This is a genomic window from Candidatus Hadarchaeales archaeon, assembly GCA_038736355.1.
In the GTDB taxonomy this organism is placed as follows: Archaea; Hadarchaeota; Hadarchaeia; order Hadarchaeales; family WYZ-LMO6; genus WYZ-LMO6.
In genome coordinates this window covers 216083-237384 of sequence record JAVYML010000002.1, presented here as the reverse complement: position 1 = coordinate 237384, position 21302 = coordinate 216083, and the positions used below count along the sequence as shown (strand labels likewise).

Genomic DNA, 21302 nt, shown 5'->3' with positions numbered 1-21302 from the left:
AACATGAAGGTGAGGGAAGGAATTTACCTGGTGAAGCCAGGAAAGGTGATTTACGATGAAGTTTCGGTCCAGTACGCCTCTTCCTCTGTGGTTCTCATCGACGATGGAAAGCTGATCCTGGTGGATACCGCCCTGTCCGAGGATTGGCCCCTATTGCTGGAGGGAATAAGGAGAGCCGGCTTCCATCCCTCCGAGGTGGAAATGGTGGTGAACACCCATCTCCATCCGGATCACATGGGATGTAACGATAAGTTCGAGGCGGAGCATTACGCCCATCCCCTCGAAATAGAGAGGACGGGTGTGGATGGGTATCTCCCCTGTCCTTCCAAGCTTTCGGCGAGGGTGAGGGTGATGGAAACTCCCGGTCACGTGGAAGGACATCTCTCGGTGCTCTTCGAAGGGGTGGTGGTGGCGGGTGATGCCATCCCAACCAGAAAGCATCATGAGGAGGGGATTATCCCCAGGATCCACACGAATGCGGAAAAGGCCAGGGAAAGCATGCGGAGGATAGCGGAAGTGGCGGAAGTGATCATACCGGGGCATGACCTCCCCTTCGGGGTGAGGAAGAGGGTTTGAGGGGGAAAATGGAGAGGAAGGGTTTCGCCACCAAGGCGGTCCATGGGGGTGAGGAGCCCTGTCCCCTGACGGGAGCACACGTTGTTCCCATCTACCAGACCTCCACCTTTGTGCTCGGCAAGGAACTCCCTCCCAGGTACGTTTACACCAGACACGGAAACCCCACCCAAGAGGTGCTGGAGAAGAAAATGGCCCTCCTGGAGGGAGGGGAGGCGGCCTTGGCCACGGCTTCCGGAATGGCGGCCATCCTAGTCTCCCTCCTTGCCCTGGCGGAGAAGGGGAAGAAGATGGCTTGCTCTTTGGCGGTCTACGGGGGGACATACAATCTGATGAGGAACCTCCTCCCCAGGCTGGGGATGGAGGTGCAGATGTTCGATCCCAGGAAAAGGGAGGAGGTGGAAGGGGTTCTGAGGAAGGGGGCCAAGATCCTCTTCTTGGAGACCCCCACCAATCCGACCCTCGATTTGGTGGATCTGAAGGAGGTGGGTGACCTGGCGGAGGAAAAGGGGGCTGAGGTGGTGGTGGACAATACTTTCATGACCCCTTATTACCAGCGACCGCTGGAGCTGGGAGCGAAGGTGGTGGTGTACAGCGCCACCAAGTACCTGTGCGGTCATGGGGATGCCCTTGGAGGAATAGTGGTGGGGGAAAGGGAATTGGTGGAGGAGGCTAGGAAGATGTTGGTTCTCACGGGGGGAGCGATAAGTCCCTTCAACGCTTGGTTGATCGTGAGGGGACTCAAAACCCTTCCCCTGCGGATGGAGAAACACAGTCAGAACGCCCTCAAGGTGGCGGAGTTCCTCAGCTCCCATCCGAAGGTGAAGGGGGTGAAGTATCCAGGGCTCCCCTCCCATCCGCAGCATGAGCTGGCCAGGAGGCAGATGAAAGGTTTTGGTGGAATGCTGGCCTTCGAGCTGGAGGGAATGGAGGAGGTTTACAGGATGATGGGCAAGCTTGAACTGGTGAGGTGCGCGGTCAGTCTGGGTGATGTTTCTTCCCTCATAGAGCATCCGGCCTCCATGACCCACCGCTCCCTTCCCCAAGAGGAGAGGGAGAGGATAGGGATAGGGGAGGGATTGGTGAGGATGTCGGTGGGGGTGGAGGATGCGGAAGATATAATAAGTGATTTGGAGAAGGCATTGAGTTTTGGGTGAGAGGATGGAAAGAGGGGACTTCGACCTCGTTTTCCGTCCCAGGGGGGTGGCGGTGGTTGGGGCCTCCAACAACCCTTCCAAGTTCGGTTTCATCTTCTACTATGGTCTGAAGAATTCCGGTGCCACCGTCTATCCCGTCAACCCCAAAGAGGAGGAGGTGCTGGGGGACAAGGCCTATCCCACGGTGGATGCCATTCCCCATCCCGTGGACTATGCAGTGATTTCCATCCCCGCGGCCTCCGTGCCCAAGGTGATAGAGGATTGCGGCAGGAAGGGTGTGAAGGCCGTCAGCATTTACACGGCCGGTTATGGGGAGGAGGGGACGGAGGAGGGGAGGAGGAGGGAAAGGGAGCTGGCGGAGACGGCTAGGAGGAGCGGGGTGAGGGTGATAGGACCGAATTGCATAGGGGTTTACTGTCCCAAGGGCAGGCTCTCCTTCTTCGCCGGTCTCCCCCTCTGGGAAGGTGATGTGGCTTTTCTTTCCCAAAGCGGAGGACATGCCGAGGAATTCGCCTATAAGGCGGAAAACTGGGGAATAGGCTTCAGCAAGATCGTGAGTTTCGGGAATTCTTGTGATGTTACCTGCGAAGAACTCCTCGAATACTTGGAGGAGGATCCGGATACCAAGATCATAGGAATGTACGTGGAAGGGGCAAAGAACGGAAGGAAGTTCTTCGAAGTGCTGAAGAGGACGGCGGCGAAGAAGCCCGTGGTGGTTTGGAAGGGGGGAGAAACGGAGGCGGGAGCAAGGGCGGTGGCCTCCCATACCGGTTCGCTGGCGGGCTCAGCCCAGGTGTGGAGGGCGGCCATCAGACAGGCAGGGGCCATCCAAGTGGAGGATTTCGAGGAAATGGCGGATGTCATTTCCGCCCTCAGGCTCCTTCCCCTGCCCAAGGGGAGGAGGGTGGCAGTGGTGGGGGCGGGAGGGGGAGCAGGGGTGGCTTCTACCGACGCGTGTGAGAAAAACGGTCTGAGGGTGGCCCCCCTTCAAGAGGAGACGATGAGAAAACTGGAGAGGGTAGTTCCACCTCTGGGCACCTCTGTGAAGAATCCGGTCGACCTCTCCTACTTCGTGCTCTTCAACTTCTCCCTCATGGAGGAGTGTGTGAAGATCCTCGCCGCCGATCCCGGAATTGACATGTTGATAGCACATGTGAGCCACTTGGACATGATGATGAAGGCCCTCCCCACTCCCGAGGAGGAAGTGCTCAGGGTTTTGGCAAGGATAAAGAAAGATATGGAGGAGTTCCCAGAAAAACCCCTAGCCGTCGTACTTGCAGTGGAATCGGATTTCGAGGTTCAAAAGAAAAAGGTGGAAGTGAGGGAAAGACTCGTGAAGAGTGGGATGTGCGTTTTTCCCACCACGGCCAGGGCGGCAAGGGCCCTTTCCCACCTAGCTTTCCTGAGGGAGGTCAGGGAAAAGAGGGCTAAAGGGGAGGCTTTCCAGGATTCATGATGTGATGGGGGTCGATGAGGTCTTTCAGGGCCCTCCACAGCCTCCCGTATTCTCCTAGCTTTCTACTCTCCACCACGCCTGGGAAAGGCCTGAACCAGCCATAAATTCCCACTTTCAGGAGGGCCCTCATGATTTCCCTGTGGAGCCTCCTCATCTTCCTCACCTGTTCGGGATCTCCTGCATCCCAGAGGATGCAGGGATCGTTGTAGGCCAGCTGGCCGTGGAAGGGGGCCACGGGAACGGCTTCATAATGGAACTCGTCGAAACCGTACTTGAAGCTGATTTCCCTGCATACCCTGTAATATTCCGGGGCCAGCTTCATCACGCCGTAGAAGGAGCATCCGTAGAGGTTCCCCTTCTTCCAGCCCCTCACGCTCGTCCTTTCCCAGATTTCATCCTTGATCATCTCCTCTTCCGTTTCGGGGGGCAAGGGGAGGAAGGTCCCACCGTTTTCCTCCACGATCTTCCTCATCTTTTCCTCATCCCTTTCCACCCTCTCCCTATCCCCCGCCACGTAGAGCCACATGCTGAAGAAATCCTGCTCGAAGAGATCGGCCAGACCCTCCAGCCTTCCCCCGCTGGTGAGGGTGCGCAGGGAAGAGGGAGTGAAGGTCATCGTCCAGCAGGCCTCCACCACGTCCCTGACGGTGAGCTCGATGGCGGGTTTCACCATGGCTTCGTAATTGGGGAAGGAAGCCATGAAGGGTTTTATCACCTCCGGCATGGGGTAGAGTCTTATCGTTCCCTTCGTGATCACCCCCATCGTTCCGGGGTTGGCTTGGAAGAGTTTGCAGAGGTCGGGTCCGTTCACGATGTTGCAGTAGGGGAGGGGACGGGAGGTGGGAGTGTTGAGGGAGCCCGTCCTGAGGAGCCTTCCATCGGGAAGCACCACCTCTATGGAGATGAGGTGGTCGGTTCCGTAGCGGGTGGCCGGTCCGTAGATTCCCCTGAGCATGTAGTTGGCTAGAACCGAAGCCGTGGAGGGAGCCCAAGGGGTGATCACCCTGAGTCCAGTCCCCTTCACCTCGTTTACCAGCTGTCCGAAGCTCACTCCTGGTTCTATCGTGGCCGTCATCATCTCCTCGTTGATTTCGAGGATGCGGTTCATTCTTCTGAGGTCCAGTAGGATTCCTCCCTTTGAGGGGATGCAGAGCCCCTTGCGGTTGATCCCAGAGGCCAGGGGTACCACGGGAATTTTCAGGCGGTGGGCCAGTCTAAGAACGGCCTGCACCTCCTTGGTGGAACCAGGCCTCACGACCACATCCGGTCGATGGGGAGGAACCAGGAAGAACTGATCATCCCTCTCGAAGGGGATGAGGTCGGTGGGATCGGAGGAGACATTTTCTTCCCCCACGAGTTTGGCCAGCTCCTTCTCAAGACTTTTGGGACTCATGCGAGGGCCTCCGCCAGTAGTTCGCTCAAATCCTTTACTTCCATCCCTCCCCTTTTCCTCCCAGCATCTTCAAGGTTTCTTTTGCAGAAAGGACAGGAGGAAACCAGCACTTCCGCACCCGTTTTCTCGGCTTCTTCCAAGCGTTTGGAGGCGGACCAAAGGGCGAAGTCGGGAAAGGCCGATTTCACCCCGCTTCCTGCCCCACAGCACCAGGAATTCTCCCTAGACCTCTTCATCTCTATTAGACTTCCGGAGACGAGCCTCAGGAGTTCCCTGGGAGGTTCGTAGACCCCCATTCCCCTTCCCAGGTGACATGGATCGTGGTAGGTGACCTTCCTGCCGTTCCCCTTCAGCTTTCTTCCGGAGAGGATCCTCAGGAAATATTGGCTGGTGTGGAGGAGTTCCATCCCCAATTCCCTCCCCAGCAGGCGTGGATAGTCTTTGGAGAAGGTTTTATAGCAGCCGGCACAGGAAAAGACCACGGTTTTGGCACCGGCCTTCCTGAGGGCCTCCAAGTTGTGTTCCGCCAGCTCCTTGGCCAGCTTCCTCTGTCCGGTGCGCAGGAGGGGAGAGCCACAGCACCATTCTTCCCCCCCGAGTAAGGCAAACTCCTCTCCCGAACGCAGCAAGATCTCGATGGTGTTTCTCGCTATCTCTTTCTGACGATAGGAGGAGGTGCAACCCACGAAATAGACCGTCTTGGCCTGAGAGGGAAGCTCCTTCTCCAACCAAGCCGTCCTCTTTTCGTGTTTTTCTCCATAGGGGTTATGGTTCTTTCGGATGCTTTCCGCGTAGGATTTTTGTTTGGGCATGGGACCGTAACCCCGCTCCACTAGCATGGCCTTCAACTCTTCAAAGAGTTCGACGTGATCCACCTTCAATCCTGTGAGGCCATGGCATTGGCTGTGGCAGGCACCGCACCCCAGATCGCTGAAGAGGATTTGGAGGGTGCGGGCGGAGGGCTTCAGCTCTCCAGAGAGAAGGGCCCTGGCGATCTCCATCTTACCGGAGGCGGAAAAGGATTCGAAGCCGAAGTAGGAATAGGAGGGACAGAGGGGTAGCCACTCGTCGAGGGCATGCCAGTCGGCGAAGTTACATAAATGACAGTGGAGGCAGTGGTAGAGTTCCCGGAGAAGTTCTCCGGATTTCATCCGCCTTCCTTCGTCCTTTTGCCTAAAAAGGTTTGTCTGTTTCACTTTGAGGAAAATCGAGTTTAAAGGGTCACTACCTCCCTGACCAGTTCTCCTAGGATCCTCACCACCTTCCTCCTCACCTCCTCCGGGGTTCCCCTCATCCTTATCCAGGGTTTCTCTTTGAAAAGCCTCTTCTTTAGGATCCTCCCCGCTTCGTCATCCTTTCCCGCACTCACCCTCACGAGGTAGAGATTCGACCCGGCTTCCTTCCCCCCCGATTTCTCCAACAATCCATCGGCATCACCATCTATCAGCCCCAGAACGGGTATGCCCAACTTGGAGAGGATTTCGTGGGTGATGAAGGTAGTGTCGTCACCCACCGTGATCACCATCCTCGCCCCCTGAGCCTTTTCCAAGGAGGTATCGGCCCTTTCTATCAGAACCAGTCTATTCCCCCTTCTTTCTTCCCCTCTCGCTTCCTTGGGACCAAGGATCCTCAAGGTACGAAGGGTTTTGACGGTTGCTTTGGCGAGATCTATTTTCCCCACCTTTTGGATACCGCGGGGATACTTCTTTCCCCCCAGGATTTCCTCCAGTCTTCCATCCTTAGCTATCAGCGTAACGTTAGAGGAGAGGCTCTCACCCACCACGTATCCGTTCACCAAGATCTTTTCTCCAGGCCTCACCCCCATCAGTTTCCGGTAGACCCTTCCCCCCTTTCTTTCAATTCTGGAGGTGAAGGGTGGGGGGGACCTCAGCTCGAGGGAGAGGGATTTGGCAAGCTTTTCGCTCAAAAAGGGATCGCCCGACCAGTGGATGACCGTCCCACCTTCGGCCGTCTCCACCTGCGTTAAGGGAATCCTCAAGAGTCTTACCAGTTTGGCGTTCTCCACGATTTTCCTCCCCATGTACACCCCGTTTTCCAAGGACTTGCATCCCGTGAGGAGGAGAAGGAAGTCGGGATTCTTTTTGCTCAGTTCCTCCAAGGCTTGGCTTGGGAGAGAAAACTCCTTCCCGTCGCCTTCCCATCCCTGACTCAGGGCGGCCATCCTCCCCATCGTGCCACTGATCTTGATTTCCGTTTTGATGCCCCACCCTTCCAACAACCTCAAGATCCTCTCCGCTATTCCCTCCTCTATGGTTCTTGTCCCTTGGATCACCACACCCACGCGGATGGGTCCTGACTTTTTTATCTCGCGCAGGGGGATGGGTTTCCATTCGGAGAGGAAAATCACTCCGCCTTTTTCCCTGATTTCTTCGAGGAGGTGCATGAGTTCTTCGTCCAGGGCGGGGAGGAGCCAGGTGGAGCGCTGGATGGGGATGCCACCCTTTTTGCGGAGGAGTCTGACCAGACGTATTCTGGCTCCGTGCCTGTCTTCTTCCGGTTTTATGTCGTAGAAGAGGAGCAAACCTCCACCTTTTTTTATCTATCCTCTATTCTTTCGGGATGGGAGAGGAGATAAAGGTTGAACGCCTCCTTCCCCAAGATGCTCCAGAAATAGAAGAACTTTTGAAAAAGGTGTGGCCTTGGGCTCTTGAATACCCGGAGGCATGGAGAAGGAAGAGGACCTTGCCTAGGGAAAAGATTTTAGAGGAGATGGAAAAAGGAATTTATTATTTCGGTGTCCGGAAGGAGGGAAAGCTCGTGGGAATGTACAAGGCAGTACCCCTGGGCGAAGAAGTGCTGGGGGAGCATCAGACGGTGGACCCGGAGTGGAGGGGGAAGGGATTGGCCATTGCCATGTATCGTCATTTGCTGGAGTTTGCTAGGGAGAAGGGTTTCAAGAAAGTGGTTGTGAACATCCTCCCCGACCAGCTACCAAGCAAGAAATGCGTGGATCAGCTCGGTTTCAGGAAGAGGGGGGGACTCTGGGAACAGGAGAAGGGAATGTGGGTACAGACCTATGAAAAGGAGGTGGAAGGTTGAGACCCAAGAGGGGACTCCTCGATCTCTTTTCCATGCAGGGGGAAGATCCAGAGTTCCTCAAGGGTTTGAAGGGGGAAGTTGGGGACCAGGAGCCCGATCTCTGCTTTCAGTGCATGAAGTGCACCAGTGGATGCGATGCTTTCAAGTTCCAGCCTGGGTACAAGCCCCATCAGCTCGTGGGCTTTGCTAGGTTGGGATTGAAGGAGAGGATAGTGGGTTCGGAGGTGATATGGAACTGCACAACCTGTTCGTACTGCAAGGAAGTATGTCCACAGCGCGTGGCGCCTGTGGACGTGGTGAAGGCGGCCAGAAGGCTGGCCGTGAAGGAGGGAAGGGCAATAGAGGATCATCGCAAGATAGCGGGTTATTTGATAAAGACCGGACACTTGGTTCCGGTCAACGATGCCGTGAGGGAACTCAGGAGAAAACTGGGGCTCCCGGGGGATCCTCCCACTACCCATTCCTTCCCGAGGGCCCTTGAGGAGGTGGGGGAGTTGGTGAAACGCTCTGGTTTCAAGAAATTGCTCGGGGAGGGAAAGGATGGTTAAAGAAGAATACGCGTTTTACTTAGGTTGCATCACCCCTAACCGTTACCCAGGAATAGAAGCAGCCACTAGGAAGGTCTTCGAGCGCTTGGGAATAAAACTGAGGGATATGGAGGGGGCCTCCTGTTGTCCGGCTCCTGGTGTGGTGGGATCTTTCGATGCCTTAACCTGGCTCTTGCTGGGGGCTAGGAACCTTTCCATCGCCGAGGGGATGGGACTGGATATCCTCACCGTATGCAACGGGTGTTTCGATACCCTCTTCGAGGTGAACAGGGTGTTGAGAGAAGATGTGGGGATAAGGGAAAAAGTCAACGAGATACTCGCCAGCGTGGGGAGGAAGTATTCCGGTACGATAGGGGTCCATCACTTCACCGAGGTACTTCGCGATTATGGGCTAGAGAGATTGAAACAACGGATCAAAAGAACCCTGGACCTTAGGGTGGCGGTTCATTATGGCTGTCATCTCCTCCGCCCCTCGGAGCACAAGGGCATAGATAATCCCCTAGCACCGAGGCTGGTGGACGAATTGGTGGAAGTGTTGGGATGTAAGAGCGTGGACTATCCCAGCAAACTGATGTGCTGTGGTGCTGGAGGGGGGGTGAGGTCTGCTTTCTTGAAATACTCGCTGGAGTTCACCCTGAGGAAACTGAAGGAGTTGAAGGAAATAGGGGTGGACTGTATCGTGGATGTTTGTTCCTTCTGCCATCTCCAGTTCGATAGGGGTCAGAAGGAAATCGAGAATCTCTTCGGGAAGGTCTTCGGTATCCCGGTGGTACACTATTCCCAGCTCTTGGGTTTGGCGATGGGGATGAGTCCCTCTGAGTTGGGGATGGATGCCCACGCCGTTTCCTGTGAGTCCCTCTTGAGAAAGCTGGGATTACAGTAAAGGTTTTTACCGTGGGATGGGAGGGGTAAAAAATGCGTGAGGTGGCGGTAATAGGGATAGGACACACCAAGTTCGGCAAATGGGAGAACAAGACGGCGGTCGAACTCTTTTCGGAAGCCGCTCAGCAGGCCATGGAGGATGCCGGCGTGGAGGGAAAGGAAATAGAGGCCCTCTTCGTGGGTTCGGCCCTGGGGGACTTCGAGGAGGGTCAGGCCATGGTGCCGGTCCACTGCCGTGCAAACCTAGGGCTGGGCCCCATCCCCTCCACCCGCTTCGAAGGGGCCTGTGCTTCTTCCACCGTGGCGGTGAGGGATGCCTGGATGTGGGTGGCTTCCGGGGTCTACGATTTGGTGCTGGTGGGGGGAACGGAGAGGGTTCTTCCGATGGGTACTCCCCTGGCCACCAGGACCTTTGCCATGGCCATGCACTCGGTTTATGAGGTCCCAGCCGGTCTCACCTTTCCGGGGGTTTTCGCCCTAGTGGCAAGACTCTACTCCAGGATCTACGGAGTGCCCTTGGAGAGGTTGAGGGAGCAGATGGCATGCGTTTCGATCCAGAACCACAGACATGGAGCCCGGAATCCCCTGGCACAGTTCTATGGAAAGTATGAGAACCTGAGGGTGGAAGAGGTACTCAATTCCAGGATGGTCTGCGATCCCCTTACCCTTTTGGATTGTTGTCCCTTTACCGATGGGGCAGCCGCCCTCATCCTCTGTGCGGGGGAAAGGGCCAGAGAATACACGGACACGCCTGTTTACATCCTAGGGACAGGTCAAGGGACCGGAGGTCCCATGGCCCTCTATGAGGAGGAACTGGTGAAACCACCTTCCAGGGTTTTCTCGGCCAGAATGGCTTTCAAGCAGGCAGGTTTGGAACCCAAGGACATACAGGTGCTCGAGCTTCATGACTGCTTCACCATTGCTGAAATCGTTGCCCTCGAGGCGATGGGGTTCTTCCCTGAGGGAAAAGCTGGAGAGGCGGTGGAGGAGGGACAAACGGAAAGCGGTGGAAAGCTCCCGACCAATATGTCTGGAGGTCTGATAGGGAAGGGACATCCGATAGGGGCCACGGGGGCCTCACAGGTCTGCATGATCGTGCAGCAGTTGAGGGGAGAGGCACCCAAGGGAAATCAGGTGGATCCCATACCCGAAAGGGGAATGGTTGATACCATGGGTGGAGCCTACGGTACCCTTTGCCATATCATCCTGGGGAGGAAAGGATGAGGCTCTCTTCCAAGGATTACGAGGAAGGATTGAAGAAGGGAAAATTGCTCGGGCTGAGATGCTTGGACTGCGGAGCCATTACCTGTCCTCCCCTAGCGACATGTCGCAAATGCGGGAGCAGGAGGTTGGAGGAGACTGAGCTGAGTGGGAGGGGTGAATTGATGACTTTCACCATCATAAGGGTACCACCAGAGGGAATGGAGGGTCCATATGCCGTCTGTTTGGTGAAGACGGAAGAGGGACCGTGGGTGATGGGAAGGTTGGAAGTTCCGGAAGGAGCAGGACAGGAGATCCTGGGAAAAAGGGTCAGACTTTCGGGGGTACACGTTTGGTCGGACAAGTACTCGGCAGGAGAGAGGGTTAGCCCCGTCTTCAGCCTGGAGTAAAAGCCAACACGATAAAGTTAAATATAGGTCGGGAGTAATAAGTCGGTCCAAAATGGTAGGTATAACGGATCAGTTGAGGGCCACCAAACCCCAACCGGATTTGGTGGATAGGTTCTACAAGGTAGTGGAGAAACTCAAGCTGGAGAACCCCTTCCACTGCTATCAGTGCTTCAAATGTACGAGTGGCTGTACTTCCTTCAGGCTCACGGAAATCATGCCCCATTCCTTCGTGAATTTCGTCAGACTAGGATTCGTGGAGGACATGATGAGATCCGAGCTCCTCTGGGCTTGTTGCCAGTGTTTGAAATGCAAGGAGAGGTGTCCCCAGGATGTGGCCCCTGTGGATGTGATCTTCCTCTTGAGGAGGATGACGGTTAGTTCCGGTGCGGAAATTCCCGAGGACCTCTCCAAAATCATCATGAACGTAACCGAAACCGGGTTCATCCAGGGTATCCAGAAGGTGAAGGTGGGTGAGACTTCGGTGGACAGGGAACAACTAGGCCTCCCACCGATAACCCTTCCCAACCTGGAAAAGTTCAGCTCGGTTCTCATGAAGGCCATGGAGGAGCAGATAGAATGAAGGTCGCGATTTTCCCCGGGTGCATTGCGGCAACGGAACAATACGCGTGTGAGCTGTCAACCCGTGAGGTCCTGCGTGAACTAGGAGTGGAAGTGGTGGAAGTTCCCGGCTTCTCCTGTTGTGGCTGGCCCCTCCAGAACGTGGGGACGGTGGGCTGGGTCTATTTGGCTGCTAGGAACATGGCATTGGCGGCCGAAAAGGGTGTGCCCCTCATCACCCTCTGCAACGTATGCAATCGTATGTTCTACGAAGCCAAGTTCCTCCTGACGACCAATTCCGAGCTAAGGGAAAAGATCTCCTCCCTCCTCAAGGAGGAAGGGAGGGGACCCTTGGACGGGGTGGAAATCCTCCACCCGCTGGAACTTTTCCACGATAGGATAGGGGTGGAAGAGATAAAGAAGAGGATCAAGAAACCCCTGAAGGGGCTGAAGCTGGCAGCCCACACGGGATGTCAGGCCATCCGTCCTAGGAAGCTCAGGTCCATTGATGATCCAGAATATCCAAAGAAACTCCCGAGCTTGATCGAAGCCCTGGGGGCCCAGAGTCCCCACTATCCCGAGGCCCTCGATTGCTGTGGGGCCTATCTCTTCTACACGAGGAAGGATGCCTCTCTCACTTTGGCTGGGGAAAAGGTGGAGGCGGTTCAGAACTGGGGCTTCGATGGTTTGGTTACGGTCTGTTCGAGTGGGCACCGCATGTTGGACGGCAGGCAGGATGCCGCAGCCACCACGATAGGAAAAGCCCTGAACCTTCCCGTAGTCTACTATACCCAGCTCTTGGGTTTGGCGATGGGACTGGCGCCCGAGAAGTTGGGTCTGCAGTTGAACCGCAGTCCAGTGAAAAACCTTTTGGAAAAAATTGGCTGAGGATCTGAGGGAGAGCACGGATCCCCAGCTCCTTGACGAACTCTTCAATCCCAAAAGTGTGGCTTTGGTAGGAGCCTCTCCCAATCCTTACTCGGGAGGCCATGCTTATGCCGTTCATCTCCTGCAGGATTTTAAGGGGAAGTTCTTTTTCGTGAATCCCAAGGTGGGAGAGGTTCTGGGGGTAAGGACTTACCCCAGCCTATTGGACATCCCCGAAGAGGTGGACTACGTGATATGTTGTATCTCTTCGGAAAAAGTTCCCTCCCTCCTAGAGGACTGTGGCAGGAAAGGAGTGAAGATAATCCATCTCTTCACGGCAAGGATGTCCGAAACGGGAAGAGGGGAAGGGGAAAGGCTGGAAAGGGAGATCGTGGAGAAGGCCCGGAGACTGGGAATAAGATTGTTGGGACCCAACTGCATGGGATTGTATAATCCAGAAGTGGGTCTCACCTACGGTTATTATTTCCCGGATGAACCAGGACCGGTGGGAGGAATTTTCCAGAGCGGAGGTCTTTCCACAGATTTCATTCATTATGGGGCCCTGAGGGGACTGAGGTTTAGCAGGGTGGTGAGCTATGGGAACGGGAGGGACTTGGATGAAGCGGAACTTTTACGCTACTTCTGTTGGCATCCCTCCACCAAGGTGATAGCGATGTATTTGGAAGGTGTGAGGGACGGAAGAAAATTCGTCGAGGCTTTGAAGGAGACGGCGGAGAAGAAACCCGTGGTGGTCCTGAAGGGGGGGAAGGGAAGAACCGGAGCTAGGGCCATTCGCTCCCACACGGCATCGGTGGCTGGAAGGGAGGAAGTTTGGAGCGCGATCCTGAGGGCGAGTGGAGCCGTGGAAGTAAACACCTTCGAAGAATTGCTGGATCAACTCGTGGCTTTTGTCTTTCTTCCCCCTTCGGTGGGAAGAAGGGTAGCGGTTTTGGGAGGTGGGGGAGGAAAGAGCGTTCTTTCCGCCGACCTTTGGGAAAGGGAAGGTTTCGAGCTTCCAGATCTGCCCCCCTCTTTGAGGGAGAGGTTAAAAGAACTGTGTCCTGGGGAATGGGATTGGGTGGGGAATCCCGTTGACTTCTCCATCCTCCAGGAGCGTCCTGTCATGCCGCAGGAGTGGCTGGAGCTGATGGAAGAAAGTGGGATCTTCGACTTTTTCGTTTTCAACCTAACGGAAGACGATCCCCTTCCAGAGGATATCTGGAGGTTTTGGATGGAAGAGCAGGTGAACGATCTCCTGAAGTTTAGAAAGAAGGGAAAACCCCTGCTCGCAGTGGTTCCATATGCAGGGTTGGATGCCAAGGAAATGAAGAAATGGAGGTGGGGGGCCATCGGAGAGATGAGGAAAAAGATGGTGGAGGGTGGAATACCCGTCTTTCCCTCAACGGAAAGGGCAGCCAGGGCTCTGAGGAGGTTCGTGGATTATTGGGAGAAAAGGTCCAAGAAAGTTAGCCCTTCCTGCTCTTCAAGTAATTGATGAGGGCGGGTAGGACCTGGTAGAGGTCTCCCACGATTCCATAATCGGCCACTTTGAAGATGGGGGCCTCGGGGTCCTTGTTGATGGCCACGATGATCTTCGAGTCCCTCATTCCGGCCAGGTGCTGTACCTGCCCCGAAATACCTACGGCCATGTACATCTTGGGTTTCACCTTGTGCCCGGACAGACCCACCCAGTGATCTTCGGGAAGCCACTTGAGATCGGCGGCTATCGGTCTGGAGCATCCCAGCGTGGCCCCTATCAGGCTCGCCAGCTCCTCCAGCATCTTCAGATCTTCCTTCTTCCTGAAACCCCTTCCGCAGGAAGTGATGAGTTCGGCGTCTTCGATCTTTATTCCTTTCACTTCTTTCTTCTTCAGCTCCAAAACTTTCTTTTCCGGAACGGTCAGGTCCACTTTCACTTCCACCACTTCTCCCTTTCTGGAGTCATCCCTTGGAGGCTTCTCGAAGGTCCTCGGAGCCACCGTGGCTATCTGGGGCTTGGTCTTTGAATATTCCGTAGCCACCACCATGGCGGAAATGGCCGGACGCTCCGCTATGAGGAGCCTCTTTTCCTTGTCTATCCTCAGGTTGGTAGCCCCCGCCGCACAGCCCGCGTTGAGTTTGGTGGCCAGTCTGGGTGCAGTCTCCTTTCCCCTCTTCGTGGCGCCTATCAGGATCACCTCGGGCTTGGCCTCCTCCACCACCTTCGCTAGGGCGTCGGCGTAGGTCTCTGGGAAGAAGGGGGTCAGGGCGGGGTGATCCACCACATAGACCACGTCCGCTCCATAAGCGAAGAGTTCCCCTTCCTTGCCTTTTACCCCAGTTCCCAAGAGGGCGGCGGCAAGCTTGGTTCCCAGTTCTCCAGCGAGCTCCTTCCCCTTACCCAGGAGCTCGGCAGCAACTTCCATATTTTCGGAGAAGACCAGCACGGTCATCCTCACACCTTCAGCACTCCCTCCTTCACGAGGGCTTTCACCAGCTCTTCAACCTGCTGCTGGAGTTCACCCTGGAAGATGATGTTTTTTCTACCCATCACCGGCGCTTCCGCTTTCATGACTTGGATGGCCGAGCCCGCGAGCCCCACCTCTTCCTTTGCCAGTCCCAGCTCCGCGGCACCCCACGTGTCTACCTTTTTCTTGGAAGCGGCCATGATCTTGGGTAGGGTGGCAAACCTGGGTTCGTTTATTTCCTTCGTAACGGTGACCAGTGCGGGAAGCTTGGCTTCCACCACTTCATATCCTTCCTCCAGGTCCCTTTCCACCACTATCTTCCCATCGCCTATCGAGACGATGCTCCTCACGTAAGTGAGCTGGGGGAGGTTGAGGAGGGCGGCCAGACGGGGACCCACCATCCCGGAATAGCCATCCATGCTGGCTTCGGCCAAGAGGACGAGGTCAACGTTTCCTATCTTCTTTATTGCCGCCGCCAGCACCTTGGCGGTGGCTAGGGTATCGGAATTCTCGAAGGCAGGGTCGCTGAGGAGATAGGCGTTATCTATTCCCATCGCGAGGGCTTCCCTCAGGGCCCTCATGGCATCCGCTGGCCCCATGGTTATTACAAAGGTTTCGGCCTGATACTTCTCCTTGAGCCTTACGGCCTCCTCTATGGCGTTCTTGTCGAAATCGCTGATCTTTTTTGAAACTCCATCCGTGATCAGGAGACGGGTGCTCGGGTCCACTTTGAGTTCCGCAGGATCAAAAACCTGCTTGATGCAAACTACTACACGCATCGCCCTTTTGCTTTCTCTTTATATAAAAAACTTTTGTTTTTGGATGGTGGGGCCGCCAGGATTTGAACCCGGGTTTGCAGGTCTCCCCAGCTCCAGTGATACATCATCCTTTCGTCAGTAGACCTGCGGTTTCACTGGAGCCTGCCGTGCTGCCAAGCTACACCACGGCCCCTTCTCTTTTTCCTCCACCCTCCCTTAAAGATTATTCCCAACCCCCTAGTTAAATTGGGGAAAGGGAGGAGAAGGATTGATGGAGATTACGATAAGATTGGAATACCTTTCTGCCGAAAGGCTTTGGGACCATGAGAAGCCCTTCCCTAGGGAGATGCATCTTTCCACCAACCTGAGCCTGACGGAAGTGAAATACGAGGGAGAAAGGATGGTCATCTCCTATACCGCCTCCATCCACTATTCTCCCTCGGTGGCTCAGGTGAACTTGAAAGGAAAGGTCCTCGTGAAGGGAGAAAAGGAGGAGCTAAACAAGATCTTGGAAAACTACGAGAAGAGAAAGGCCCCTCCGCTCGAGCTCCTCCAGCCCCTCATGGGGGCCGTGCTGGTGGAGGCTACCATCCTGTCTCGTTCCCTTCAGCTTCCCCCTCCTCTCCCCCTCCCTCTCCTTTCCAAGCCCCTAGAGGAAAGGGAAGACAAACCTACTTATGTGGGGTGAGGGGCTCAGTGCCTTTCTTCATCGCCTCGGCTCAGTCCTCGAAAGCCTCTTCCTCGCCCCTTTCGGAAGAAGGTGGATGGGATTTTAACCCTTGTGGCTAAAAGGGGGAAGAATGAAATTTAGCCTCAACAAGAAAGCCAAAATCCCATGCATAAGGGGAAGGATGGTTTTCGTCGGGGAGGGTCTTTTCAAGAGTGTTTTTAGGGTGGGCCCAATGGTGGTGAAGGCATACAAAGGAAGGTATGCGGGGAAAAATCCCTTGGTGGAGCCCAAACAATTGGATGCCAGAATAAGGGAAGCCCATGAAAAGTTCTCTTTCTTTCCCCGTTACTACGGAATGGTGGTGGGATACGTGGAAAGGGGGGGCAAAAAGCAGGTGACCCCCCTCACCTTCCACGAATACGTGAAACCCCTCAAATATCGCTCCATCCAGGAATTCAGGAAGGTTCTGAACTTCATCATGGAGGTGGCCGAGAAGGGCTATGTGCTGGATGTGAAAATGCCCAATTTCGGGATCAAGGGTGGAAAGCTCTACTATCTGGATGAGATGGGACTGGGAAATGGGGTGTTTCCACCAGACCTTTTAGAACATCTGCTCTCTTTCTTCAGGTTTCCGAAGAAAAAAGGGATCACTCCAGCATGAGGGCCACCGCCTCCTCTATCCTGGAAACCTCCAGTACTTGAAGATTCCAACCCTTTTCACGAAGATAGGAGCTCAAGTCCACGAGTTTGGGACGATAAGTAATCCATCGCCATCCCGGAAGGGGTTCATAGGTCACCTGTTCGTAGATGGTGACCTTGCTCTGACCTTTGGGTACGAGGAAATGCGTGGCGCCTTTTTTCGCCGCCGCCAGGGCTTTGTAAAAGATTCCCCCCACTTGACCTATCTTCCCGTCTTCCTCTATCGTTCCCGTGATCACATAACCTTCCCTTATCCTTCTATTCTCCAGCACGGAGAGGAGGGCCACGGTGATAGCCGCCCCCGCACTAGGCCCGTCTATGGCTTCCACCCTGATCTCCTTTTCCTCCCCTGGTCCGGCCACTAGGAAGTAGATGTCGTATCCCTTCAGTCCTATCCCATCTTCATCCAGCGGATAGCCTGCCAAGGTTCCGGCCACCTTTATGGCCTTCCTCTCGGAATCTTGGAAGTCGAAACCCACCAACGTGGGGTCCACGCTCACGTACACGTAGCCCTCCCCAGCTTTGATCTTGACGGCTAGGGTACACATCACCCCCACAGGATTCTCCCCCGAGCTCACGGCCACGATGGGAATGGTTGAGCCGGAATTTTCCAGCCACTTCCCCACATCCACTTGAAATTCTCCGCCATGTGATCGGGGGAGTTGGAAAAGGTGGTAGCCTAGGACACCGCATACCAGCCCCAAGAGGAAAGCCACGGCAAACTTTAACTGATTGGAGGTTTTTCTGGCTTTCATTCCAAATATTTTCTCAGCTTTCACATTAAACGGGTTCATTCCCTTTTAGAGCGGGCCGGACGGGATTCGAACCCGTGTTACAGGCTCCGGAGGCCTGTGTCTTATCCTGGCTGGACCACCGGCCCAGAGAAAATGAGGAGAAAATAAAGGAAAGGTTTACGTAGGGCTTCATCGCCTATCGGAACAGAGCTCCATGGTCCAGCTTTTGACTTCAGGGGCAGGAATTTACGGACGGGCCCGGCGGGATTCGAACCCGCGACCTACAGGTTTCTTCTCGGGGATCCGAAGCCTGCCGCGCTTTCCTGGCTGCGCCACGGGCCCTTTTTAACTTCTCTTCCTTTTCATTTTGACTTTTTCCCGCAGACCTTTTTATCTCCCGGACCATTTTTTTTGAGGGCTTTGAAGGCTCTTATGATAGTCTGTGATGGGTTGGCGGACCGTCCCATCAAGGGATGGGGATTAACTCCTTTGGAGAAAGCCAGGACTCCAAACATGGATGAATTGGCGAGAAAGGGCATATGCGGTATGATGGACCCCATTGCACCAGGTATTACCCCCGGAAGCGACACGGCCCACCTCTCCCTCTTGGGCTATGATCCCTTCAAGACCTATTTGGGAAGGGGACCCTTCGAGGCCGCCGGTGCAGGAATTTCACTGAAGAAAGGAGATGTGGCCTTCAGGGTGAACTTCGCCACCGTGGACAAAGACCTTCTACTGAAGGACAGGAGGGCGGGTCGTCTTCGTGACGGTGGAGAGCTGGAGAAGTTGCTCAGGGAGATCAAGGTGGATGGGGTGGAGATCATCTTCAAGAGTACCTCCTCCCACAGGGCCGTTTTGGTCTTGAGGGGAAAGGGCCTTTCCCATGAGGTCTCCAGCAACGACCCCCATCTCACGGGGGTCAAGGTGAAGGCCATCGAGCCCCTGAATGAGAGGGCGAAGAAGACGGCGAGGATACTCAACGAGTTCATAAAGAAGGCCCACGAGCTCCTGAAGAAGGCTCCCCTGAACCTGGAGAGGGAGGAAAGGGGCCTTCCACCCGCCAACTATCTTCTCATAAGGGGAGGAGGAACTTTTTCCGCACTTGAACCCCTGGAAAAGAAATTCTCTTTGAAGGGAGGATGCGTGGCCGCCGCCGCCCTCGTGAGGGGGGTCTGCAGGCTGTTGGGTATGCAGACGGTAGAAATCCCCACCTCCACCACGGGAATCGATACCGACCTAAAGGCCGAAGAAAAGAAGGTGGAAGAAATGTTGGAAAAAAACGATTTCGTGCTCTACTCCGTAAAGGGATTCGACGAGGTAAGCCACGACGGTCAGGTGGAGAAGAAGGTGGAGTTCACGGAGCGCTTCGATGAGCACCTTTCCCGCTTGAAGGAACTGGCGGATTTCCTCATCCTCACGGCCGATCACACCACCCCCGTTGAAGTTAGGGAACACACGGCCGATCCCGTGCCCCTCGTGATAGTGGGTCCTGGAGTGCGGACGGATGAGGTGGAGAGGTTCGGGGAAAGGGCCTGTGCGAGGGGGGGACTGGGCAGGATAAGGGGAGTAGAGCTTTTGCCCATCCTAGTGAACCTAATGGGAAAATCGAAGAAGTTTGGGGCTTGAGGATATGTACTTGATTCTGGGAGTGGGCGATGTGGGGTTGGAGGTGGCGGAACGTCTGAGGAGGCAGGGGAGGGAAGTGGGTTTCGCAGTCACCGATTCCAGGCAGGCCAGCCTCCTTTCGGGTAGGGCTTTCAAGGTGGAGAGATGGGATCCGGCGGGTGAACTTCCACAGGTCTTCAGGGAAGCCGAGGCACTGGTGGTGGCCTCCCAGGATCTCCCCTCGGCGGAGGAGATGCTGAAGGTGATAGGAGAAAGGAAGAAGGATCTTCCTCCCGTGTTGGCGCTCGTCCCGGACGAACTCTTCGAGCTGGATTTCAAGGAGAAAGGGGCGGACATGGTCCTTCCCCTCTCCCAGCTCCTGGCGGATAGATTGCTCGGTGCCCTGGAGGACTTGGAGTGTATGAGGAAGGAAAGGGAACTCAGGAGGCTCCTCCTCTCCAGGAAGGGGAGGATGTTGGTGGTTATGCAGGTCAATCCCGATCCCGATGCCCTGGCCAGCGCGGCAGCCCTCAAGAAGTACGCTAGGGCCTTTGGGATGGAGGCTGACCTTTCCTGCGCTGGAGAGGTGGGCGGATACTACCAAAACAGGGTGATGAGGAATCTGCTGGAGCTGGAGCTCCTGAACCTCAGGGCAGTGGATTTCGAAAAATATTCCATCATAGCCTTGGTGGATGTTTCCACCCACTCCGGATCGGCCCTTCCCAAGGAGATCTTCCCCACCGTTGTGATAGACCACCATTCGGTCCCGGCCAGCGAGGTGCAGGGAAAGTTCAAGGACATAAGGATTACGGGGGCCACCTCCACCTTGCTTGCCAAGTACCTGTGGTGCGGAGGGGTGGAGGTGGACCCTACCTTGGCGGCGGCACTCGCGATGGGAATAGTCACGGATACCCTGTACTTCACGAGGGGGGTGACCCGCCTGGACCTTGAGGTCTTCCAGCAGCTCCTGGAGAAGGCGGACTTGGACCTTCTCAGGAGTCTCCATTCTCCCCTCCTTTCCAAGAGCGCCTTCGATTCCCTGGCCTCCGCCCTGAAGAGGGCCAAAATCGTGGAAAACTGCTTCCTCGTGAACCTGGGAGAGATAGAGGATTCGGAGGCAGTTCCGCAGATCGCGGATTTCCTGCTCCAGAGAGAGGGGATTTCCCACTCCCTAGTCTACGGCCTGCACGAGGGGATGGTGAGGATCTCCGCCAGGACCAGGGACAAGAGTGTTCATTTGGGGCAGATCTTCAGGGAACTCTTTCCCGGATTCGCGGGTGGGCATGCCAGCATGGCGGCGGGTTCCATCCCCGTGGGACAGCTCGTGAAGGTCAGCCCTCATGAAAGGACCTTCCGCAGACAGCTCGACAGGGCCGTGGCAGAACCCTTCCTCAAGCGCTTGGGCATAGGCCCCAGAAGGAGAAAGGGGAAGTGAGTGGGGGATATCTCCGGAAAATCCTGGAAGGGAAACTGGATGGGGAGGAACTCGAGAGGCTCCCCAGGGGTTTCCAGAGGATAGGGCATGTGGCCATTCTCTCCCTTCCCCCCGAGCTCTGGGAGAGGAGGAGGGAGATAGGAGAGGCCCCGCTGGGAAAGAACGGGATAAGGACGGTCGCCGTCAAGGTCGGTGGAATGGAGGGAAGGGAGAGGAGACCGAGGCTGGAGGTAGTCGCTGGGGATCGGGAAACGGTCACCCTTCACAGGGAGCATGGCTGTTTCTTCAAACTGGATCCCCTGAAGGTGATGTTCTCCCCCGGAAACCTGTACGAGAGGGGAAGGATTCCGAGACTGGTACAACCTGGGGAGGTAGTCGTGGACCTTTTCGCCGGGGTGGGACAGTTCTCCTTACCCATCGCCAAGCTGGCCAGACCCTCTAGGGTTTATGCGGTGGAGCTCAATCCCGTGGCCTATGGCTACCTCTGTGAGAACATCAGGTTGAACGGATTGGGGGGAGTGGTGGTGCCCATCCTTGGAGACTGCGAACAGGTGGCTCCTAGGGGGGTGGCGGATAGGGTGATCCTGGGCATTCTCCACGTGACCCATCGGTATCTCCCCCTAGCGGGCCAGGTCCTGAAACCATCCGGAGGTACCATACACTACCACGAGAGCGTTCCCGTTTCCCTCCATCGGGTCCGTCCGGTGCGGAGGGTGAGGGAGGCCTTTCCGGACAGGGAGGTGGAGATCTTGGGGGTGAGGAAGGTCAAGGGGTACGCTCCCGGAGTGGTGCATGTGGTGGTGGATGCGAGGATAGGGCCCAGGAGCAACTTTTAAAGGCTGGAGCGGAG

Annotated in this window: 22 protein-coding genes and 3 tRNA genes; 16 read left to right on the top strand and 9 right to left on the bottom strand. The window is 55.7% G+C overall.

The features are described from left to right. The first annotated feature begins 3 nt into the window (after positions 1 to 3). From QXG22_03570 to QXG22_03560, 3 genes are read left to right on the top strand one after another with little or no spacing between them, the layout of a single operon-like run. Positions 4 to 576 carry an MBL fold metallo-hydrolase gene (locus tag QXG22_03570; GenBank protein MEM0359074.1) on the top strand — a complete coding sequence of 191 codons (573 nt, stop codon included), beginning with the start codon at positions 4 to 6 and terminating at the stop codon, positions 574 to 576. A gap of 8 nt (positions 577 to 584) precedes the next feature. Then, positions 585 to 1730 carry a PLP-dependent aspartate aminotransferase family protein gene (locus tag QXG22_03565; protein MEM0359073.1) on the top strand — a complete coding sequence of 382 codons (1146 nt, stop codon included), beginning with the start codon at positions 585 to 587 and terminating at the stop codon, positions 1728 to 1730. 4 nt (positions 1731 to 1734) lie between these two features. After that, positions 1735 to 3186 (top strand): CoA-binding protein, encoded by a 1452-nt coding sequence (locus QXG22_03560; protein MEM0359072.1) that lies wholly within the window; start codon positions 1735 to 1737, stop codon positions 3184 to 3186. Here QXG22_03560 and QXG22_03555 read toward each other — a convergent pair. The 3 genes from QXG22_03555 to QXG22_03545 all read right to left on the bottom strand — a co-directional run bounded on the left by QXG22_03555 (position 3158) and on the right by QXG22_03545 (position 7121). Then, a complete protein-coding gene (locus QXG22_03555) occupies positions 3158 to 4579 on the bottom strand; it encodes an FAD-binding oxidoreductase (GenBank protein ID MEM0359071.1) in 1422 nt (473 codons plus the stop codon). The genes QXG22_03560 and QXG22_03555 overlap by 29 nt on opposite strands. Then, complete coding sequence (locus tag QXG22_03550) at positions 4576 to 5730, bottom strand: (Fe-S)-binding protein (protein ID MEM0359070.1); 1155 nt, start codon at positions 5728 to 5730, stop codon at positions 4576 to 4578. The genes QXG22_03555 and QXG22_03550 overlap by 4 nt, the downstream gene beginning before the upstream one ends. A gap of 62 nt (positions 5731 to 5792) precedes the next feature. Continuing rightward, the gene (locus tag QXG22_03545; protein ID MEM0359069.1) at positions 5793 to 7121 is read right to left on the bottom strand and encodes a DUF2117 domain-containing protein; all 1329 of its coding nucleotides are present in this window, start codon (positions 7119 to 7121) and stop codon (positions 5793 to 5795) included. A gap of 38 nt (positions 7122 to 7159) precedes the next feature. On the opposite strand from QXG22_03545, the gene QXG22_03540 reads away from it, so the two are divergent. Genes QXG22_03540 through QXG22_03505 form a run of 8 tightly spaced genes read left to right on the top strand, consistent with a single transcriptional unit; the run spans position 7160 to position 13599 of the window. After that, positions 7160 to 7639 carry a GNAT family N-acetyltransferase gene (locus QXG22_03540; GenBank protein ID MEM0359068.1) on the top strand — a complete coding sequence of 160 codons (480 nt, stop codon included), beginning with the start codon at positions 7160 to 7162 and terminating at the stop codon, positions 7637 to 7639. Continuing rightward, positions 7636 to 8187, top strand: coding sequence for a 4Fe-4S dicluster domain-containing protein (locus QXG22_03535; protein ID MEM0359067.1), 552 nt, complete (start codon positions 7636 to 7638; stop codon positions 8185 to 8187). The genes QXG22_03540 and QXG22_03535 overlap by 4 nt, the downstream gene beginning before the upstream one ends. Further along, positions 8180 to 9070 carry a CoB--CoM heterodisulfide reductase subunit B gene (gene hdrB, locus QXG22_03530; GenBank protein ID MEM0359066.1) on the top strand — a complete coding sequence of 297 codons (891 nt, stop codon included), beginning with the start codon at positions 8180 to 8182 and terminating at the stop codon, positions 9068 to 9070. The genes QXG22_03535 and hdrB overlap by 8 nt, the downstream gene beginning before the upstream one ends. A 32-nt stretch (positions 9071 to 9102) precedes the next feature. Next, positions 9103 to 10293, top strand: coding sequence for a beta-ketoacyl synthase N-terminal-like domain-containing protein (locus QXG22_03525; protein MEM0359065.1), 1191 nt, complete (start codon positions 9103 to 9105; stop codon positions 10291 to 10293). Beyond that, the gene (locus QXG22_03520; GenBank protein ID MEM0359064.1) at positions 10290 to 10679 is read left to right on the top strand and encodes an OB-fold domain-containing protein; all 390 of its coding nucleotides are present in this window, start codon (positions 10290 to 10292) and stop codon (positions 10677 to 10679) included. Before QXG22_03525 ends, QXG22_03520 begins: the two co-directional genes overlap by 4 nt. 52 nt (positions 10680 to 10731) lie before the next feature. After that, positions 10732 to 11259, top strand: coding sequence for a 4Fe-4S dicluster domain-containing protein (locus tag QXG22_03515; GenBank protein ID MEM0359063.1), 528 nt, complete (start codon positions 10732 to 10734; stop codon positions 11257 to 11259). Then, positions 11256 to 12125 (top strand): CoB--CoM heterodisulfide reductase iron-sulfur subunit B family protein, encoded by an 870-nt coding sequence (locus tag QXG22_03510; GenBank protein MEM0359062.1) that lies wholly within the window; start codon positions 11256 to 11258, stop codon positions 12123 to 12125. The genes QXG22_03515 and QXG22_03510 overlap by 4 nt, the downstream gene beginning before the upstream one ends. After that, on the top strand, positions 12118 to 13599 hold the full coding sequence (locus tag QXG22_03505) for a CoA-binding protein (GenBank protein MEM0359061.1): 1482 nt from the start codon (positions 12118 to 12120) through the stop codon (positions 13597 to 13599). Before QXG22_03510 ends, QXG22_03505 begins: the two co-directional genes overlap by 8 nt. Here the strand turns inward: QXG22_03505 and QXG22_03500 are convergent. The 3 genes from QXG22_03500 to QXG22_03490 form a co-directional block, all read right to left on the bottom strand. Then, the gene (locus tag QXG22_03500; protein ID MEM0359060.1) at positions 13571 to 14536 is read right to left on the bottom strand and encodes an electron transfer flavoprotein subunit alpha/FixB family protein; all 966 of its coding nucleotides are present in this window, start codon (positions 14534 to 14536) and stop codon (positions 13571 to 13573) included. The genes QXG22_03505 and QXG22_03500 overlap by 29 nt on opposite strands. 2 nt (positions 14537 to 14538) lie before the next feature. Continuing rightward, positions 14539 to 15330 (bottom strand): electron transfer flavoprotein subunit beta/FixA family protein, encoded by a 792-nt coding sequence (locus QXG22_03495; GenBank protein MEM0359059.1) that lies wholly within the window; start codon positions 15328 to 15330, stop codon positions 14539 to 14541. Positions 15331 to 15374: 44 nt separating this feature from the next. Continuing rightward, positions 15375 to 15502: transfer RNA gene (locus QXG22_03490), tRNA-Trp, on the bottom strand. A 78-nt stretch (positions 15503 to 15580) separates the two neighbouring features. On the opposite strand from QXG22_03490, the gene QXG22_03485 reads away from it, so the two are divergent. Next, a complete protein-coding gene (locus tag QXG22_03485) occupies positions 15581 to 15997 on the top strand; it encodes a hypothetical protein (GenBank protein ID MEM0359058.1) in 417 nt (138 codons plus the stop codon). 112 nt (positions 15998 to 16109) lie between these two features. Next, positions 16110 to 16640 (top strand): hypothetical protein, encoded by a 531-nt coding sequence (locus tag QXG22_03480; protein MEM0359057.1) that lies wholly within the window; start codon positions 16110 to 16112, stop codon positions 16638 to 16640. On the opposite strand, the gene QXG22_03475 is transcribed toward QXG22_03480, so the two are convergent. The 3 genes from QXG22_03475 to QXG22_03465 form a co-directional block, all read right to left on the bottom strand. Next, a complete protein-coding gene (locus QXG22_03475) occupies positions 16627 to 17433 on the bottom strand; it encodes a S16 family serine protease (GenBank protein MEM0359056.1) in 807 nt (268 codons plus the stop codon). The two genes, QXG22_03480 and QXG22_03475, sit on opposite strands and share 14 nt — an antisense overlap. A gap of 51 nt (positions 17434 to 17484) precedes the next feature. Further along, positions 17485 to 17558, bottom strand: a tRNA-Arg gene (locus tag QXG22_03470). A gap of 107 nt (positions 17559 to 17665) precedes the next feature. Beyond that, positions 17666 to 17754 (bottom strand) — tRNA-Arg (locus tag QXG22_03465). A gap of 78 nt (positions 17755 to 17832) precedes the next feature. Here QXG22_03465 and QXG22_03460 point away from each other — a divergent pair. Genes QXG22_03460 through QXG22_03450 form a run of 3 tightly spaced genes read left to right on the top strand, consistent with a single transcriptional unit; the run spans position 17833 to position 21288 of the window. Continuing rightward, a complete protein-coding gene (locus QXG22_03460; protein MEM0359055.1) occupies positions 17833 to 19038 on the top strand; it encodes a 2,3-bisphosphoglycerate-independent phosphoglycerate mutase in 1206 nt (401 codons plus the stop codon). A gap of 4 nt (positions 19039 to 19042) precedes the next feature. Then, positions 19043 to 20452 (top strand): DHHA1 domain-containing protein, encoded by a 1410-nt coding sequence (locus QXG22_03455; protein MEM0359054.1) that lies wholly within the window; start codon positions 19043 to 19045, stop codon positions 20450 to 20452. After that, positions 20449 to 21288, top strand: coding sequence for a class I SAM-dependent methyltransferase family protein (locus QXG22_03450; GenBank protein ID MEM0359053.1), 840 nt, complete (start codon positions 20449 to 20451; stop codon positions 21286 to 21288). The genes QXG22_03455 and QXG22_03450 overlap by 4 nt, the downstream gene beginning before the upstream one ends. The last annotated feature ends 14 nt before the right edge of the window (positions 21289 to 21302 follow it).

Excerpts from the sequence above, each read along its gene's own strand:
- QXG22_03570 (MEM0359074.1), top strand. The coding sequence starts at position 4 with ATGAAGGTGAGGGAAGGAATTTACCTGGTGAAGCCAGGAAAGGTGATT.
- QXG22_03565 (MEM0359073.1), top strand. The coding sequence starts at position 585 with ATGGAGAGGAAGGGTTTCGCCACCAAGGCGGTCCATGGGGGTGAGGAG.
- QXG22_03560 (MEM0359072.1), top strand. The coding sequence starts at position 1,735 with ATGGAAAGAGGGGACTTCGACCTCGTTTTCCGTCCCAGGGGGGTGGCG.
- QXG22_03555 (MEM0359071.1), bottom strand. The coding sequence starts at position 4,579 with ATGAGTCCCAAAAGTCTTGAGAAGGAGCTGGCCAAACTCGTGGGGGAA.
- QXG22_03550 (MEM0359070.1), bottom strand. The coding sequence starts at position 5,730 with ATGAAATCCGGAGAACTTCTCCGGGAACTCTACCACTGCCTCCACTGT.
- QXG22_03540 (MEM0359068.1), top strand. The coding sequence starts at position 7,160 with ATGGGAGAGGAGATAAAGGTTGAACGCCTCCTTCCCCAAGATGCTCCA.
- hdrB (MEM0359066.1), top strand. The coding sequence starts at position 8,180 with ATGGTTAAAGAAGAATACGCGTTTTACTTAGGTTGCATCACCCCTAAC.
- QXG22_03525 (MEM0359065.1), top strand. The coding sequence starts at position 9,103 with ATGCGTGAGGTGGCGGTAATAGGGATAGGACACACCAAGTTCGGCAAA.
- QXG22_03520 (MEM0359064.1), top strand. The coding sequence starts at position 10,290 with ATGAGGCTCTCTTCCAAGGATTACGAGGAAGGATTGAAGAAGGGAAAA.
- QXG22_03515 (MEM0359063.1), top strand. The coding sequence starts at position 10,732 with ATGGTAGGTATAACGGATCAGTTGAGGGCCACCAAACCCCAACCGGAT.
- QXG22_03510 (MEM0359062.1), top strand. The coding sequence starts at position 11,256 with ATGAAGGTCGCGATTTTCCCCGGGTGCATTGCGGCAACGGAACAATAC.
- QXG22_03500 (MEM0359060.1), bottom strand. The coding sequence starts at position 14,536 with ATGACCGTGCTGGTCTTCTCCGAAAATATGGAAGTTGCTGCCGAGCTC.
- QXG22_03495 (MEM0359059.1), bottom strand. The coding sequence starts at position 15,330 with ATGCGTGTAGTAGTTTGCATCAAGCAGGTTTTTGATCCTGCGGAACTC.
- QXG22_03485 (MEM0359058.1), top strand. The coding sequence starts at position 15,581 with ATGGAGATTACGATAAGATTGGAATACCTTTCTGCCGAAAGGCTTTGG.
- QXG22_03480 (MEM0359057.1), top strand. The coding sequence starts at position 16,110 with ATGAAATTTAGCCTCAACAAGAAAGCCAAAATCCCATGCATAAGGGGA.
- QXG22_03475 (MEM0359056.1), bottom strand. The coding sequence starts at position 17,433 with ATGAAAGCCAGAAAAACCTCCAATCAGTTAAAGTTTGCCGTGGCTTTC.
- QXG22_03455 (MEM0359054.1), top strand. The coding sequence starts at position 19,043 with ATGTACTTGATTCTGGGAGTGGGCGATGTGGGGTTGGAGGTGGCGGAA.